This is a genomic window from Microbacterium laevaniformans (genome assembly GCF_016907555.1).
GTDB lineage: Bacteria > Actinomycetota > Actinomycetes > Actinomycetales > Microbacteriaceae > Microbacterium > Microbacterium laevaniformans.
The window spans coordinates 2298660-2314612 of the sequence record NZ_JAFBCE010000001.1; the positions used below are offsets into that span (position 1 = coordinate 2298660).

Annotated in this window: 17 protein-coding genes; 8 read left to right on the plus strand and 9 right to left on the minus strand. The window is 71.7% G+C overall.

Features of this window, described 5'->3' with window-relative positions; all coding sequences use genetic code 11:
• Position 1 precedes the first annotated feature (1 nt).
• From JOE53_RS10965 to JOE53_RS10975, 3 genes are read right to left on the minus strand one after another with little or no spacing between them, the layout of a single operon-like run.
• Complete coding sequence (locus JOE53_RS10965) at positions 2-3088, minus strand: AAA family ATPase (protein ID WP_204947743.1); 3087 nt, start codon at positions 3086-3088, stop codon at positions 2-4.
• Entirely contained in the window at positions 3085-4233 is a 1149-nt protein-coding gene (locus tag JOE53_RS10970; protein WP_204947744.1) for an exonuclease SbcCD subunit D, read from the minus strand. The genes JOE53_RS10965 and JOE53_RS10970 overlap by 4 nt, the downstream gene beginning before the upstream one ends.
• Before the next feature lie 53 nt (positions 4234-4286).
• Positions 4287-5753 (minus strand): MFS transporter, encoded by a 1467-nt coding sequence (locus JOE53_RS10975; RefSeq protein WP_204947745.1) that lies wholly within the window; start codon positions 5751-5753, stop codon positions 4287-4289.
• Positions 5754-6035: 282 nt separating this feature from the next.
• Here JOE53_RS10975 and JOE53_RS10980 point away from each other — a divergent pair, with 282 nt between their 5' ends.
• Positions 6036-6797, plus strand: a complete 762-nt coding sequence (locus tag JOE53_RS10980) for an alpha/beta fold hydrolase (protein WP_204947746.1) — start codon at positions 6036-6038, stop codon at positions 6795-6797.
• Positions 6798-6823: 26 nt separating this feature from the next.
• Here JOE53_RS10980 and JOE53_RS10985 read toward each other — a convergent pair whose 3' ends face one another.
• From JOE53_RS10985 to JOE53_RS11000, 4 genes are all read right to left on the minus strand, one after another.
• Positions 6824-7072 (minus strand): hypothetical protein, encoded by a 249-nt coding sequence (locus JOE53_RS10985; protein ID WP_204947747.1) that lies wholly within the window; start codon positions 7070-7072, stop codon positions 6824-6826.
• Complete coding sequence (locus JOE53_RS10990; protein ID WP_204947748.1) at positions 7069-7302, minus strand: hypothetical protein; 234 nt, start codon at positions 7300-7302, stop codon at positions 7069-7071. The genes JOE53_RS10985 and JOE53_RS10990 overlap by 4 nt, the downstream gene beginning before the upstream one ends.
• Positions 7303-7399: 97 nt before the next feature.
• Complete coding sequence (locus JOE53_RS10995; protein ID WP_061683618.1) at positions 7400-7711, minus strand: GNAT family N-acetyltransferase; 312 nt, start codon at positions 7709-7711, stop codon at positions 7400-7402.
• Between the two features lie 56 nt (positions 7712-7767).
• On the minus strand, positions 7768-8349 hold the full coding sequence (locus tag JOE53_RS11000) for a P-loop NTPase family protein (protein WP_061683619.1): 582 nt from the start codon (positions 8347-8349) through the stop codon (positions 7768-7770).
• 403 nt (positions 8350-8752) lie between these two features.
• Here JOE53_RS11000 and JOE53_RS11005 point away from each other — a divergent pair, with 403 nt between their 5' ends.
• Genes JOE53_RS11005 through JOE53_RS11020 form a run of 4 tightly spaced genes read left to right on the plus strand, consistent with a single transcriptional unit; the run spans position 8753 to position 11284 of the window.
• Positions 8753-9490, plus strand: coding sequence for a winged helix-turn-helix domain-containing protein (locus tag JOE53_RS11005; RefSeq protein ID WP_061683620.1), 738 nt, complete (start codon positions 8753-8755; stop codon positions 9488-9490).
• Between the two features lie 56 nt (positions 9491-9546).
• Positions 9547-10515: a DNA-3-methyladenine glycosylase family protein gene (locus JOE53_RS11010; protein WP_204947749.1), complete on the plus strand. Its 969-nt coding sequence runs from the start codon at positions 9547-9549 to the stop codon at positions 10513-10515.
• A gap of 39 nt (positions 10516-10554) precedes the next feature.
• Positions 10555-10773, plus strand: a complete 219-nt coding sequence (locus tag JOE53_RS11015; RefSeq protein ID WP_061683622.1) for a hypothetical protein — start codon at positions 10555-10557, stop codon at positions 10771-10773.
• Positions 10774-10795: 22 nt separating this feature from the next.
• A complete protein-coding gene (locus JOE53_RS11020) occupies positions 10796-11284 on the plus strand; it encodes a Pr6Pr family membrane protein (protein ID WP_204947750.1) in 489 nt (162 codons plus the stop codon).
• Here JOE53_RS11020 and JOE53_RS11025 read toward each other — a convergent pair.
• Complete coding sequence (locus tag JOE53_RS11025; RefSeq protein ID WP_061683624.1) at positions 11223-12053, minus strand: aldo/keto reductase; 831 nt, start codon at positions 12051-12053, stop codon at positions 11223-11225. The two genes, JOE53_RS11020 and JOE53_RS11025, sit on opposite strands and share 62 nt — an antisense overlap.
• Before the next feature lie 26 nt (positions 12054-12079).
• The gene (locus JOE53_RS11030; protein WP_061683625.1) at positions 12080-12892 is read right to left on the minus strand and encodes a Cof-type HAD-IIB family hydrolase; all 813 of its coding nucleotides are present in this window, start codon (positions 12890-12892) and stop codon (positions 12080-12082) included.
• A gap of 117 nt (positions 12893-13009) precedes the next feature.
• On the opposite strand from JOE53_RS11030, the gene JOE53_RS11035 reads away from it, so the two are divergent.
• Genes JOE53_RS11035 through JOE53_RS11045 form a run of 3 tightly spaced genes read left to right on the plus strand, consistent with a single transcriptional unit; the run spans position 13010 to position 15863 of the window.
• Positions 13010-14356, plus strand: coding sequence for a sensor histidine kinase (locus JOE53_RS11035; RefSeq protein WP_204947751.1), 1347 nt, complete (start codon positions 13010-13012; stop codon positions 14354-14356).
• The gene (locus JOE53_RS11040) at positions 14344-15000 is read left to right on the plus strand and encodes a response regulator (protein WP_036290828.1); all 657 of its coding nucleotides are present in this window, start codon (positions 14344-14346) and stop codon (positions 14998-15000) included. Before JOE53_RS11035 ends, JOE53_RS11040 begins: the two co-directional genes overlap by 13 nt.
• Positions 14997-15863, plus strand: a complete 867-nt coding sequence (locus tag JOE53_RS11045) for a hypothetical protein (RefSeq protein ID WP_204947752.1) — start codon at positions 14997-14999, stop codon at positions 15861-15863. The genes JOE53_RS11040 and JOE53_RS11045 overlap by 4 nt, the downstream gene beginning before the upstream one ends.
• Positions 15864-15953 lie beyond the last annotated feature (90 nt).

The following is a 15953-nucleotide window of genomic DNA, read 5'->3' on the forward strand; positions in this document are numbered from 1 at the left end:
GTCAGCGCGCCCGCTCGACAACGGGGGCTCGGACGGCATCCTGACGGATGACGCTCGGGCCCTCCGGCGTCGATGCGACCTGCAGCTGCGCCGGCAGCTGCTCCTTCATGGCCTCGACGTGGCTGATGACACCGACGGTGCGTCCGCCGGTGCGCAGGTCGTCGAGGGTCCGCAGCGCCAGCTCGAGCGTCTCGGGGTCGAGGGAACCGAACCCTTCGTCGACGAAGAGCGTGTCCAGACGGATGCCGCCGGCCCGGGCCGTGACGACCTCGCCGAGACCCAGCGCGAGGGCGAGCGAGGCGAGGAAGGTCTCGCCGCCCGACAGGGACTGCGGCGGACGCAGCCGGCCGGTGTGGGCGTCGAGCACGTCGATTCCCAGGCCCGACGCGCGCCCCCGTGCGGCACGGGCGTCGGAGTGGTGCAGGGTGTAGCGCCCCGATGACATCTCCGCCAGCCGGACGTTGGCGGCCGCGACGATCTCCTCCAGCTCAGCGGCCAGCACGAAGGTCTCGAGGTCCATCCGCATCGTGTTCGGCGCCCGCCCGGCCACACTGTCAGCCAGACGGATCACCCCGGCGGTCTCGTCGGCGCTCTCCTGCACCGCCGCCAGCGCCTGGTCGACCTGCTGCAGCAGGTCATCGAGCGCCTCAGCCGTGCGAACGGCTCCGGCGTGCGCGGAGATCGTCTCGGTGCGGGCGATATCGGCGACCTCGACCGTGTGGCGGGAGGCGTCGACATCGCCGGCGGAGGCGTCATCGCCGCCGGCATCGAGTTCGAGTTCGAACAGTCGCGAACGCGTCGCCGACAGCTGTGCCGCATGGTCGGCGATCACGATGTCGATCGCCTCGATCTCCTCCTCGGAGATGAGCGCCGCCCGCGCGGCGTCGAGATCGTCGAATCCGGAGGCCGCGAGCCGCGTGTCGAGCTCATGCCGCGCGTCGCGGTGCGCACGCGCGCGCTCATCGCGTGCGGCGTCCGCCGCGACGACCGCGCGCGCCCGGTCACGCTCCGCCGCGACCGCAGCGATCCGCGCTGCAACGGTCGAGAACGGCCCGAGTGCGGCGGTCACGACTTTCTCGAGCCGCGAGATGTCAGACTCGGCCGCGCGGGCACGCTCGCGCGTCGTCGCGAGCTGTTCGACGCAGGCCGCACGCCGCTCGTCATCGGCCGCCGCGGCCTGATCGGCGGCGGCCCGGCGCTGCGAGAGCAGGGCGAGGGCCGCGGCCGCGCGCGCGGCTTCGGACTGCGCCACGGCCGCCGCGGCGAGCCGGTGCTCGGCCGTCGCGCTGTCGAGTCCTCCGGCGGCGATGCGGGCCTCGGCGAGAGCATCGCGCGCGAGCGCCGCGCGCTCGCGCGCGTCGACGTCGGCGGCGGAGGCGTCGTCTCGCGCGCGCTCGGCCGCAGCCAGCAGCTCATCGGTGACGGGGTCGTCGGCGGGCGGCGAGGGGTGCGGGTGGTCGACGGAGCCGCACACCGGGCAGAGTTCCCCGGGCACGAGAGAGGCGGCGAGCTCGCCCGCGACACCGGCAACGCGTCGACGCAGCAGCGCGCCGAGCGCGGACGAGGCGGCCTCGGAGTCCGCCACCGCCGCTGCATACGCCGCTTCGGCCGCGGTGAGCGCGGCCGAGAGATCGTCGGCACGGCGCGCGGCGGCGACGTTCTCGCGCAGACGTACGTGTTCGGCCCGCAGATCCTCCAGACGCGTCGCACGCATCGACAGGTCGGCGATCTCGGCGTCGATCTCCGCGCGTTCGGCGGGGCGGGCGGCACGGCGGGCGTCGATCTCAGCGAGGTCGTCCTGCAGCGTCGCGATCGTCGCGACCGCGGTCTCGTGCTCGACACGACGCGCGACGAGGTCCCGCTCCTGGGCGGCGGCGATCTCCCACCGGGCGAGGTCACCGGTGAGCTGCTCGACCGCGTGAGCGGCGTCGATCGAGACGTCGGCGCCACCCGCACGCCACCGGTCCCGTGCCGCCGCCGCGTCGTCCGCCGCCGCCAGGGCAGCACGCTCGGCTCGCTCGAGCGTGTCGAGAGGGGCGCGCAGCACCGCGGCGGCACGCCCGCCATCCAGCCGGCGGCGCGCACGTGCGATGTCGTCGGCGCGGGCCTCGAGTTCACCGAGGCGGTGGCGCAGCGTCTGTCGCTCCTGCGCGCGCGCCGCGGCGGCCACGACCGCGGCGTGCGCAGCGGCCGCGGCGGCGAAACGCTCCTCGGTCGCCGTGCGCGCGAACTCCGCCTGTTCGACGCGGTACCGCGCGCGGCGGTGCGCCCGCGCGAGATCCTCGCGACGGGTCGCCACGGGCGCCGGCGCGGGATCCGCGCGCCGCGGGTCGGGGTGCGCTGCAAGCTCCGATCCGCCCGCGTGCTCGTCAGCGTGGTCGCCGGCCCCGTCCTGCGCCTCGCGGATATCGAGATCGTGAGCTCGGGCCAGCCTCTCACCCTCCTCGAGGAGCGTGCGCGCACGCGAGTCGACAGCGGCCAGAGCCGTCTCCGCCTCTCGGCGCCGGCTATCGAGCTCATCACGGTACTGCTCGAATCGACGCGTACCGAAGAGCGTGCGCAGCAGGCCCTGGCGCTCCTCACCGGAGGCGAGCAGAAACCGCGAGAACTTGTTCTGCGCCAGAAGGATCACCTGCTGGAACTGCTGCGCGTTCAGACCGAGGATCTCGCCGAGAGCCTCGCCGACCGTGCGCGGTTTCGCCGCGCGCCCGACCCATCTTCCCTCGACCAGCTCCTCCAGCTCCGCCCGCGGCGGCTCCGTCGTCAATCCGCCCCCGCGCTTGGCGGGGCGGTCGTATTCCGGCGCCCGCGTCACGCGCCAGCGTCGCGCGCCGACGGTGAACTCCAATCGCACCTCGGTCGGGTCGGAGAGATCCGCGTGGTCGCTGCGCAGACGCTTCTCCCCGCCGTCGTAGCGGGGCACGCTGCCATACAGGGCGAAGCTGACCCCGTCGAGAATGCTCGATTTGCCGGTGCCGGTGCGCCCGGAGATCAGGAAGAGTCCGTCGGCATCGAACGCGTCGAAGTCGACGACCTGCGTGTCACGGAAGGGCCCGAAGCCGGTGAGCTCCAAACGGTGGAGCTTCATGCCAACGCCTCGACGACGACGCGCTCCTCGAGCACGTCACGCAGCACCTCGCGCTCTCGCTCCGTCAGCCCCTCGCCGTCACGCACATGTGACAGGAACGCATCGAACAGCTCGAGGTCGCTGCGTGCGGCCCGGACACGATCGGTGTAGCCCCGCCCATCGCTGTGGCGTGCGACGTCCGGCACGTGCACGACCTTGGCGCAGTACGGAAAGCGCTGCTGCAGCCGTCGCAGCGGATCGCGCACCGGAAGATCATCGGTGTATTCGACGCTGACCCACGCGTCGCGAGCATCGTCGGACGAGGTCGCGGCCAGGATCTCCTCGAACGGCCCGCGCAGGGTGACGAGGCGTCGAGGAACCGGCAGCTCGACCCACACCGCCTCCGACGCTCCCTCGGCATCCATCTCGATGAGCCACGACCCGCGCGGCTTGTGCCCTTCACCGAAGCTGTAGTGCAGCGGCGCGCCGGCGTAGCGCACATGCTCAGCCAGCTTCTGGCGACCGTGGATGTGACCGAGGGCGACGTAGTCCACACCGTCGAAGGCAGACAGGGGCACGACATCGAGACCGCCCTGCTGGATATCGCGCTCGAGGTGCGGGGTGGGCTCGACGCCGGCCGCGAAGCAGTGCGCGATCGCCACCGTCCGTCCGCCGCGGGAGGCATGATCAGCGCGGACGAGGTCCATCGCGCGGCCGACCGCATCGGCCTGCGTACGCACCCCGGGCCACACCGCACGCACGAGCGCGGGTTCGAGGTAAGGGATGCCGTAGAAGTGCACCGGACCGTGCTCGTCCGACACCGTGATCGGCTCGCCGATCGCCGCCGGGTCGGTGCGCACGTGGATGCCGTCGCGCAGCAGCGCCGCCTGGAAGCCGAGCCGCGCCGCGGAGTCGTGGTTGCCGCTGGTGACGATGACCTGCGCGCCGGTGTCGGCCAGTGCCCGCAGCGTCTCGGACAGCAGCGTGTAGCAGGCGGCGGCCGGCGTCGCGGAATCGAAGACGTCGCCGGCCACGATGACGACGTCGACCGCGTGGGTGCGGACCTGTTCGGTGAGCGTCTCGAGCACACCCCGCAGCGCATCGAGCGTGGAATGACCGTGGAAGGTCCGCCCGATGTGCCAGTCGGAGGTATGCAGGATGCGCATGGCTCCACGGTAGGCGCAGCCGCCGACATCGCACGGAAGGCCCGCGGGTGGGCTCAGTCCTGGGCCGCTCTGCGCCGCGCGCCGAGGTCGATGACCCCCAGCAGCAGCGCGATGCCCAGGAAGACGCCGACGGCCACCATGCCGTAGGCGTACGCATCGTGGAAGACCGCGAGCGCGTCGCCCCCGCCGTCCTTCTCTCGATAGACCGTCGAGTAGAACAGCGAGAGCCCGATCGCGGTGCCCACTGCCGTGCCGACGCGCTGGCCGAGCTGGCCGACCGAACCGGCGAGGCCCCCCTCGCGCGTCGGGATCTCGGCGAGGGTGAGCGTCTGGTTCGGCGCGACGACGAAGCCGGCGCCGGCACCGGCGAGGACCATGACCCCCGCCATGGCGTACTCCACGACTCCGGCCGGCACCGTATACGCGACGATCGCGAGGGCGACGACGCTCACGAGCACCACGATCAGCCCGCCGACCACGAGGGGTCGCCCGAGCCGCGCGACGAGCGAGCCGCCGAACCACGCGGTGATGGCGCTGGCCACGGCGAAGCCGATGGACACCATGCCGGCGAAGACGGGCTCGGTGCCGATGCCGATCTGCAGGAACAGCGTGGTCAGCAGGAACATCGCCGGGATCGCCGTGAAGTAGGTGGTCACGACGAGGGTGCCGTTGCGAAACGACGAGATCGAGAAGAGCGAGAACGGCACGAGCGGCGAGCGACCGGATGCCGCATACCGCCGCTCCCACCAGGTGAACGCGCTCACGAAGACGACGAAGAGAACGAGGCTCCACCACCGACGCGGATCGTCGGTCGGGGCGCCGGTCGTGAAGAGGAAGGGCCACATGAGGGTCACGATCGTGAACGCGAGCAGCATGAGGCCGACGGGGTCCAGCTGCAGGCGACCGGGCGTCGATCGACGCGTTCGCGGGAGCAGGCCCAGCACACCGGCGATGACCAGTGCACACAGCGGCACGTTGATCCAGAAGATCCACCGCCAGCCGTCCTGCACCCCGCCGACGGCGATCATGAGGCCACCGAAGGTGGGGCCGATCGCAGTGGCGACACCGATCGTGGCTCCGAACAGTCCGAACGCGCGACCGCGCTCCTTGCCGACGAAGATCTGCTGGATGGTTCCCAGCACCTGCGGCATCTGGATGCCGGCGGCGAGGCCCTGGACCAGGCGGGCAGCGATCAGCACCTCGATCGTGGGCGCCAGGGCGCAGACGACACTGGTGACGAGGAACAGGCTCAACCCGACGAGGAACAGGGCTTTGCGCGAGCGTTGATCGCCGAGCCGCCCGAAGGGCACGAGCGCGAGACCGAACATGAGCACGTAGCCGGAGACGACGATCTGCAGCTGGGTCGAACCGGCCCCCAGCGCCTTCTCGATCGAGGGCAGCGCGACGTTCACCTTGCTCAGATCGAGGATCGTCAGCGCCGCGACGGATACGCAGACCCAGAACGCGCGCCAGCGCTGCCCGCCGTTGAGGGAGATACTCGCGGTACCCGGACTGGTCATCCGTCCACGTTATCGCCCCCTCACGCGTGGCCACCGTCCCACGACACAGCGGACGGGCGGCTCGGAGACCGTTTCCGAGCCGCCCGTCGCGGTGGGTGCGGACTCAGCCGTTTCGGATGCGGCGGCGTCCGATCAGCAGGACGGCTCCGGCCACCAGCAGCAGCGCTGCGAGCATGCTCGCCGCCGTGATCAGCACCGGGCTCTGACCGCTCGTGGCCAGCGAGGCCGCGCCGGGGTCCGGTCTCGCAGCTGACGGATGCCGTCGATCGCGCGATCGACAAGATGACGGGCGTACCGACCGATGACGGGCGCATCGAGGTTTTCGCACACGGCGGTGCGAGCATGGTGGCCGAGCGTCGCGGCGATGCCGCGTCGGCGCGCACCGTGGTGCTGGTGCACGGGATCGGCATGGGTCGCAAGGTGTTCGGCGACCTGGTGCAGCATCTCGATGAGGAGGCACTGGTCGTCGCGCTGGATCTGCCCGGCTACGGCGACGCTCCCGAGCCGACACCCACGCCCACGATCGAACGGATGGCCGACCTCGTCGCCGCGTATCTGCGCCATCTGGGACGGGGCCCGGTCGTGCTGCTCGGGCACTCGATGGGCACGCAGGTCGTCACCGAGACCGCCGCCCGACACCCCGACACGGTCGACCGGCTCGTCCTGGTCGCCCCCACCGTCGACCGCCATCACCGCCGCGCGCTCCGCCGGCTCTGGCGCCTGGGGCGGGATCTGTGGGGCGAGAGCCCGAAGGTGCTGATGCTCGGCGCCCGCGAGTACGTGCGGGCCGGACCGAACCTGCGGCGCAAGATGCGGGCGATGCTCACTCACCGTCCGGAGGCGGTCTACGGGGGAGTCTCGGCGCTCACTCTCGTCGTGCGGGGCGAGTTCGACGTCGTCGTTCCGCGCGAATGGTTCGACGAGGTGGTCGGCGCGATCCCGAACTCACGTGCGTTCGTCGTCGAGGGCCACCGTCATGAGACTCTCATCCGCACGGCAGGACCGACGGCCCGCGACCTGCGCCGGTGGCTGTCATCGCAATGAGCTGCGTCGACGGGCGCCGCGTGCGCTCAGTGCGGTTGTTCGTCCGCCGCGAGCTCGGCGATCAGCGCGAGGATGACCTCCTCTTCGGCCGGCACGCCCGTCTCGGCGATGCGGCTGCGGACGGCCTTGTCGACAACGGCCACGTTCTGCCCGCGGACGTCGGCGCGCAGCTGCGCGATCAGCCCGTCCAGGCGCTCCTGATCGGATGTCTCGAGCAGGTCGAGACGGGGCTGGTCCTGCGTCCGAGCGGACGTCGTGTCGTCCGTCTCACTCATCGCTGCGCCTCCTCGTCCTCGTGAGCCTGCTCGTCGGTACGCAGGTCGGGATCGAGCCCTGCCTGGATCTCGGCGCTCTCCACGAACCCGTCTGACACACCGTCCACGGCCGCCTCGGAGCGCTCCGACGCCGCGCGCGTCTCGTCATCGGCGACAGCCCCGCTCTCCCATCCTCCGGCGGGCTCGGCGTTGATCACGCCGTCCGGGAGTTCGTCTCGCTCGGTGCTCATGGGCTCTCCTCACCTCGGTCGTCCCACTGTGCGGGGCCGCGCGGCGACCGACCAGACCCTTGACGGCGCCGGCGCCGAGGAGGTAGGCGATGACGACTCAGGCGGTCCGCGGCGGCGCCAGCAGCGACCGGCGCTCGGGATGCGCCGCGAACCAGTCGGCGACATACCAGCAGACCGGGCTGATGACGCGATCGCCCCGAGCGGCGACGTCGTCGACGGCCCGGGAGACGACCTCTGCCGCGTAGCCGTGACCCCGGAAAGTCGGCACGGTGTACGCCCGCGTCATCGCGACGGTGCGGCCGTCGTCGCGGTAGTCCAGCGCGCTCACGATCTGCTCCCCTCGGCGCAGCGTGTAGCGCGACGCGTCGGGCTCGTTGCTGAACGACAGCTCGTCGGCGGTTTCTGTCATATCTCTACGCTACGCCGGGGCGCAGGGGGCGGGGCGGGGATGGGACGGGTGCGGGGCTACGCCGCGGGACCGGCGGCAAGCGAGCGCACCCAGTCGTCGACCTCGCGCTGGCCCCGCAGCCGCAGCACGGGGTCGCCCGCGGCGATCCGTGCCTCCATCCGCCGGCGCATGCCCGGATAGCTCGTCCAGGCCCAGCGGATGATGTTGTCCTCCGGCTCCCATTTCAGCCACGAGCGCACGCTCTCGCGGTTGCCGTGCCAGAGCTCTTCGCGCAGGATGCCGCGACGAAGGGTTCGCCGGAGCACCCGCCACATCACGACGCGACGCGGGTGGTCGACCCACACCACGACGTCGGCCCCGCCGGCGGTACCAGGCTCCATGAGACCGCGCAGCCGTGAGTTCCAGTTGCCGTCCGCGACCCACCCCTCGGGGTGCGCGGCGAGGAACGCTCGCACGCGTCCCCGAGCCTCCTCGAGGTTGCGATAGGTCCACCCCGCATCCCAGAACACAGCGTCCAGTTCGAGCCGGGCGATATGCATCCGCGCCGCGACGTCCTCCGCCAGCCGCGACTTGCCCGAGCCCGAGGTCCCGACGATGCGGATGCGGGCGGGCGGCGTCGTCGGGGCGTTCACGACCATGCACTCTGTCACATTCCGTCATCTTGTGACGGCGGCATCCGTGCGGTTTGACACATCACGACGCGATTCGTCATAATCAGGCCCATGACTGACAACGCACGCACTCTGTCCGCCCTGGAGGCGAACGGACATGCCGGCATCATGATGATGCCGCGCGTTGCCATGTGTTGCCGAATGTGCCACTGACGGTGAACCCCGCCGGGTGCGCCCGCCGCCGCTGACCGACCTCCGTCAGCCGGCTGCCACCCCCCGAGCACCGCGCCGCGCACAACGCGAACGCCGGCTGTCTCGCACAGGCCCTCGCATCCCATCCGATGCTGATCTCGCACCGGGCCTCACGCAACACACACCCGAACCCGCTCCTGGGCCGCACGCCCCGGGTTCCGCCCCGAAGGACATTCCCGTGTCGAACACCGCTCTTCTCGCCTCGCCCGCTCCCGTCCGTCACCTGCGCGCCGTCTCCGACGTGCCGCAACGTCCCGCCGTGGCCGCCCCGGCCGCGAGCACGGCGACCCCCGCCGCCGGCACCGTCCCGGTCGGCACCGCGCCGCGCGGCTTCGCTCTCTACGTCGGCATCGACGACGCGAAGGCGGCGGCAGACGGCGTCTCGCTCTCCACGCTCGTCGAAGCTCTGCGCCGCACGCTCGGCGAACTCGCCCCCCACGCCGAGACCTATGCCACCGTCGCCCTGGCGCCCGCGTCCGCCGGCGGCCGCGACGTCGACGTCGTGCGCCTCGCGCTCCACGAGCCGAGCGCCGTCGCCCGCACGAAGCAGGACGAGCCGGAGGACGACCACGTGCCCGGAGGGGTGACGATCGACATCTCCCGCCGCCGCGTGCACATCGAGGGCAAGACCGCGCAGCTCACGTTCAAGGAGTTCGAGTTGCTGCAATACCTCGTGCTCCGTGAGGGCCGCACCATCGAGCGCACCGAGCTCGTCTCGTCGCTGTGGAGCCACGCGGACGCCGACGAGGCACCCGGTGAACGCACGATCGACGTGCACGTGCGGCGCCTGCGCTCCAAGCTCGGCCGTTATGAGGACATCGTCCGCACTGTCCGCGGCATCGGATACCGCTTCGACCGCCACGCCGATGTCGTCATCCGCTACGGCCACGGCACACCCTCGCCCGACCGTTTCTGATCCGCGTCCACGCCACTCGCGTCGTGATGTCGGAGGCCCTGACATAGGGTGACGGCATGAGCACGCGGGAGAGGTTGCCGCCGCGCACGGCGCCGCCGGCGACGCGCGACCCGCGTCCTCCGTCGCCGCGGCCGATCGAAAGCGAGTACCGGCCGCGCGTGCTCACCGACGTCGCGCGCGCCGTACGACCGCAGCAGCGCGGCGCGCATGATCCGTCGCAGCTCGAGCACCAGGGCGTGATCTGGCGGGCCACGCGCACGCCCGCGGGTGTCGCGACCCTGGCGTTGCGCATCGAACGCGACCGCGTCCGTGCCGCGGCCTGGGGTACCGGCGCCGCCTGGGCGCTGGAGCAGCTGCCGCGACTGTGCGGCGCCGACGACGACCCCGACGGTTTCCAACCCCACCGGCATCCGCTCATCTCCGATACCCATCACCGGCACGGCGATCTGCGGCTCGGTCGCACCGACCTCGTCTTCGACGCGCTGATCAGCGCCGTGTTCGAGCAGAAGGTGACGGGGCTGCAGGCCTTCGGCGCCTGGCGGATGATCCTCACCTGGTGCGGCGAGCGCGCACCCGGCCCGACGCCCCGGCCGATGTTCGCCCCGCCGGCCGACTGGCACCTCATTCCGAGCTGGACGTGGCACCGCGCCGGACTCGAACCGCCGCAGTCGCAGACGATCGTGCAGGCGGCCGCCCGGCGCGCCTCGATCGAGCGGGCCGCTCGCGACCCGGCATCCGCCGACAGCGCCGTGACGAGCCTCCGCGGCATCGGGGCGTGGACCAGCGCGGAGATGCGCATCCGCGCCTTCGGCGATCCCGATGCCGTCAGCATCGGCGACTACCACCTCTCCCACCAGGTGGGCTACGCCCTGACCGGTCGCCGCGTCGACGACGACGGGATGCTCGAGCTGCTGGAGCCCTGGCGCGGGCACCGCCAGCGCGTGATCAGACTGATCGGGCTGAGCGGCCGGCTCGAACCGCGCCGCGGTCCCCGCTTCGCGCCGGAGGACCACCGCGGGCGGTGAGCGGGCGATGACACCGGGCCGACCTTCTACGCTGGTGCCATGACCCACAGAGGATGGCCACGCGGCCGCATCGGCTGGTTGATCGGAACCGTGGTGCTGCTCGGCGCGGGAGTGCTGTTCGGACTCATCATGCAGAACGTGCTGCTCGGCGTGCTGGTGGCCGTGATCGTCTCGATCGGCTGGCTCATCGCATACGAATCGTGGCGCGGACGCACGCCTGAGCTCGAGGACCCGTGGGACGACGGCGCGCAACTGTGAGCGTGAGCCCTCACATGAGCGAATGATCGCGCGCTCCCGCATCCTCGCCTTCGGCGACCGCGCCGTGGCGGCGCTCGTGATCGTGATCGGCATCGCCCGCGTGTCGGGGCTGTGGACGGCGAGTCCCAACTGGCTCACCGACGATCTCGTCCACATCGTCACGCCGATCCTCGTGATCATCGACTGGGCGCTGTTCGTCCCCAAGGGTCATCTGCGCCGCCACGACCCGCTGCTGTGGGTGCTCATCCCGTTCGCGTATGTCGCGTTCGCGTACACCTACAGCGCCGTGAGGGGCCGGTTCGCGGGCGGCACGAGCGTGTCGTACCCGTTCATGAACGTCGCGAAACACGGGGTCGGCGGCGTCGCGTTGTGGATCGGCGGGCTGACCGTGGGGCCCGTCGCGGTCGGCTATGTCGTCGTGGGATGCGACCGCCTGCTCGCGCGGAAGCTCACATCTCCTCGTGCGTCTCGGGATCCCCGCCCCACAGACGACCCCGCTCCAGGGAGCTGAGTGCCGCCATCTCGTCGTCGGTCAACGTGAAGCCGAAGACATCCGCATTCTCACGCTGACGCGCCGGCGTCGCCGACTTCGGGATCGGGGTCGAGCCGAGCTGGGTGTGCCAGCGCAGCACGGCCTGGGTGGGCGTGACCCCGTGCGCGGCGGCGACATCGGCGACCACCTGCTCGGCGAGCAGCTCGCTGCGCCGCGCCAGCGGGCTCCAGCTCTCGGTGCGGATGCCGTGAGCGGCGTGAAAGGCGCGCAGCGCTGCCTGAGGGAAGTACGGATGCATCTCGACCTGGTTGACGGCCGGGGTCACGCCCGTCTCCTCGATCAGTCGGGTGAGCATCTGCTCCGTGAAGTTCGAAACACCGACCGAGCCGACCGCACCGTCGCTCTGCAGATCGACCATGGCACGGAAGGTCTCGACGTAGCGGCCGACGCTGGGGTTCGGCCAGTGGATGAGGTAGAGATCGATGCGCTCCAGGCCGAGACGCTCAAGGGAGGCGTGGGCGCTGCGGATCGTCTGGTCGTAGCCGTGGTCGCGGCCCGGGACCTTCGTCGTCACGATGAGCTCGTCGCGGATGCCGCTGCGGCGGACCGCCTCGCCGACCTCGGTCTCGTTCTCGTAGTTCACGGCCGAGTCGAGCAGGCGATAGCCCGCGCCGATGGCCGCCTCGATCGCGGCGACACCGTCCTCGCCCTGCAGCTTGTAGGTGCCGAATCCGAGCTCGGGAAAGGACGTGCCGTCGTTGAGCGCGACCGTGGGGATCATGACCATGCCTCCACGTTACGCCCGGCGCACGCTCACGGTGCGATCAGCTCCTCGATGACCGTCAGCACCCCGGCATCCGCATTCGAGGGCGCCCGGAACCGCGCGGCGGCGACGACCTCCGGGTGGGCGTCGGCCATGGCGTACGACCAGTGCGCGGCACCGAGCATCTCGAGATCGTTGAGGTAGTCGCCGAACGCGGCGGTCTGCTCGGCCGTCACACCGAGCGCCTCCTGCAGCGCCCGCAGCGCGACCCCCTTGTTGACGGTCGCGTTCATGATGTCGACCCAGTGGTGACCGGAGACGACGACCCGGTGGGTCTGGGCGAGATCGGCGAACGCGGGCGCGGAGTGCTCCTCGCCGCCGTCGAGGTCGTAGATCGCGAGCTTGAGGATCTGATCGTCCACGGTGAGAAGATCGGCCACGACCTCCCGACGCGCGTAGTACTTCTCGACCTCCGCGAGGAACCGAGGGTCGGTGTCCTCGACGTACGCCGACCTCTTGCCGCACAGCACGAGTCCGGCGCGGAGGGTCCCCTCCGCGACGGCGGCACGCAGGCGCGAGACGACGGATGCCGCGACCGCCGGATCCACCGCGTCGGAGCTGACCTCGACGTCGCCGCGGACCACGTACGCTCCGTTTTCGGCGATGTAGTCGAGCTCGCCGTCGACGGCGGCGAACGTCTGCTGCAGCGTCTCCAGCTGGCGACCGCTGGCCGGGGCGAAGGCGATGCCCCGCTCGCGCAGCCGCCCCAGCAGCGACCACAGCCCGTCGGGGACCGATCCGTCGGGCAGCAGCAGCGTCCCGTCCATGTCGACGGCGATCAGGCGGATGTCGCGGACGGTCATGCCTCCATCCTTCCGCACGCCCTCTCTCGGCGCGGAGCCGGCCGGTGGGGATAACCCCACCCCGATTCGGGGGACCGCTCCCTGCGTCCGCGCCGTGGCGCGCCCTAGCGTGGAGTCATGTCAGAGACCGCCGCCCTGCCCCCGGCATCCGTGCCACACGCCGCACCCCCGCCGCCTGCGTCGACGGTGCCGGCCCGCCGTATCGGACTTCTCGCCCATCTCGGGGCCATCGCGCAGCTGGCGGCGATGGGGCTGGCGGGCACCGCGATCTTCAGCCTGCTCCTGCTGCTGCTGAGCCTCGGTGTCGGCCTTCTGCCCGCTCTCGGGTTCGGGGCGCTGTTCCTGGTGGCGTTCGTCTACGCGACGTGGGCCACCGCGTGGCTCGAATACGCGCGGGTCGACGGCCTCTACGGCTACGACCTGCCCGCGCTGACGGTGCGCCACAGCGCCCGGCCCGGGTTCTCCGGATGGCTGCGGACGCTCTGGCAGCAGTTCACCGACGGCCCCATGTGGCGCGGCGTCGCTTCGGCCGGCATCTCGACGATCCTCGGGCTCGTCGTGCTGCCCATCGTCGGCGCCCTGTCCTCCAGCGTGGTGCTGCTGTTCGCGCCGCTGATCGGCGAGGATGCCGCGCGCATCCCCGCCACGGACGTGCAGATCGGCATCGAGGCGGCCGTCCCGGTCGGCATCGTGGGCATCATCGTCAGCCTCGCGCTGTTGATCGGCGCCGCGCTCCTGCATGCGGTGCTCACCCGGGCGGTCCTCGTGCCGAGCCGTGAAGCGGTGCTCGTGGAGCAGGCCCGCGCCGCCGGCACGCAGCGCGAGAGCGCGGTGCGCTCCGGCGAACTGGAGCGCACGCGCATCGAACGCGACCTCCACGACGGCGTCCAGCCGCGACTCGTCTCGGTGGGGATGACGCTGGGGCTGGCCCAGCAGAAGATCGACAGCGATCCTGCCGCGGCCAAGGCGCTGATCGATGAAGCCCACACCTCGACCAAGGCGGCGATCACCGAGCTGCGCCAGCTGGCCCGCGGCATCCACGCCTCCGTCCTCGACGACCGGGGCCTGGATGCCGCCCTCAGCGCCCTGGCCGCGCGATCGCACGTCCCCGTGACCCTCGACGTGCGTCTGCCCGATGCCTCCGGGGACCCGTCGAATCGGTGCAGCCGCACGGCCGAGGCCGCGGTCTACTTCGCCATCGCCGAGTCGCTGACCAACGCGGCCAAGCACTCGCGGGGCAGCGAGGTGCGCGTGACGGTGCGCCGACGCGATGGCGCCGATCAGGGCGCGCCGGTGCTCTGGGCACGCGTCGAGGACAACGGTGTCGGCGGTGCCCGCGTGCTGCCCGGCGGCGGCCTCGACGGCATCGCGCATCGGATCGCGGCAGCCGGCGGGGTGAGCCGCCTCGACAGCCCCCACGGCGGTCCGACCGCTCTGGAGGTGAGTGTGCCGTGCGCATCCTGATCTGCGAGGATTCCACCCTGCTGCGCGAGGGTCTCGTGCGCCTCCTCGACGACGCCGGTCACGAGGTGGTCGCCGCGCTCCCCGACGCCGGGGCGCTGATGGATGCCGTGGCCACCTCCACCCCGGATCTGTGCATCCTCGACGTGCGCCTGCCGCCCACGTTCACCGATGAAGGCATCCGCGCCGCGGTGCACCTGCGCGCCGCACATCCGGAGGTGGCCGTGCTGGTGCTCAGCCAATACGTCGAGGAGCGGTATGCGGGCGAGCTGATCAGCACCCAGTCCGCGGCGCTGGGCTACCTGCTGAAGGATCGCGTGGCCGATGTCGGCGATTTCCTCGATGCGGTCGAACGCATCGGCGCGGGCGCCACCGTCCTCGACCCCGAAGTGGTCGCGCAGCTGCTCACCCGCCGCGGACGCGACGCACGCATGGCGCGGCTGACCGAACGCGAGCGCAGCGTGCTGGCGCTGATCGCCGAAGGCAAGAGCAACCAGGCGATCGCACAGACGCTGTTCGTCACCGAGGCGAGCGTCGAGAAGCACATCACCTCGCTGTTCCAAAAGCTCGACCTCGAGCAGGACGAACACGGCAACCGACGGGTGCTGGCCGCCCTCATCCACTGGGAGAACGGAACGAACCGATGACCACCACCCTCACACCGCCTCCGCCGACCGCCGGCGCGGGTGGGCCATCCGCCGGCCGTCCCGACGGACCGCCGCGTCCGACCGGCCCACGCCCGGCGGCCCGCGTCGTGGCGATCCTGACGATCGCGCTCGGCGCCGCCCTGATCTTCGGCGCGTTCGCCACCTCGGCGCTCGGCGCGATCGCCGGCGCCGCGCGCGGCAGCGGCACGCTGACGGCGGATGCCGCGGACGTACGCGCCCTCACCGTCGACGTGGCCGCCGCGGATCTGAGCATCGTCTACGGCGGGGACCGCGCATCGCTCGCAGTCGACGGCGCCGCCGCGGACTGGCGACTGCGGCGCGACGGCGACCGGCTCGTGGTGACGACCGAGCGCTCCTGGTGGAGCGCGATCCGCCCCTTCGGGCGCAGCGACACCGCGGTGCTGACCCTCCCCCGTTCGCTGGAGCGGGTCGCCCTCGACGGCGATCTCACGCTCAGCGCCGGCGCGCTGCGGGTGCAGGGCACGTACGGGACGGTGGACGCCACCGTGAGCGCCGGATCGATGGAGCTGTCGGGGCGAGCGGCAGCGCTCACCGCGGACGTCTCCGCCGGGCGACTCGTCGTGGATCTCGCCGGAGTCGATCGCGCGGGCTTCAAGCTGAGCGCCGGGTCCGTCGAGGGCAGCCTCACCGGGTCCGCGCCCCGGACACTGACGGCGGACCTCAGCGCGGGCCGGCTCGCTCTCGTGCTGCCCGACGCGACCTACGCCGTGTCCACCGACGCCGCCGCCGGGGACGTGGAGAACCGTCTGCGCGTGGATCCGGATTCGCCGCGGCGGGTCAGCCTGACGGTCTCGGCAGGGCTCGCCTCGCTGCGATCGTGAGGACGGGACCGTTTCCTGGCAGGACGGTATGCGAACGATATGCACTCGGCGGACGTGCCTCCGGTCGTGACCTGGCCGTTATAACGTGAG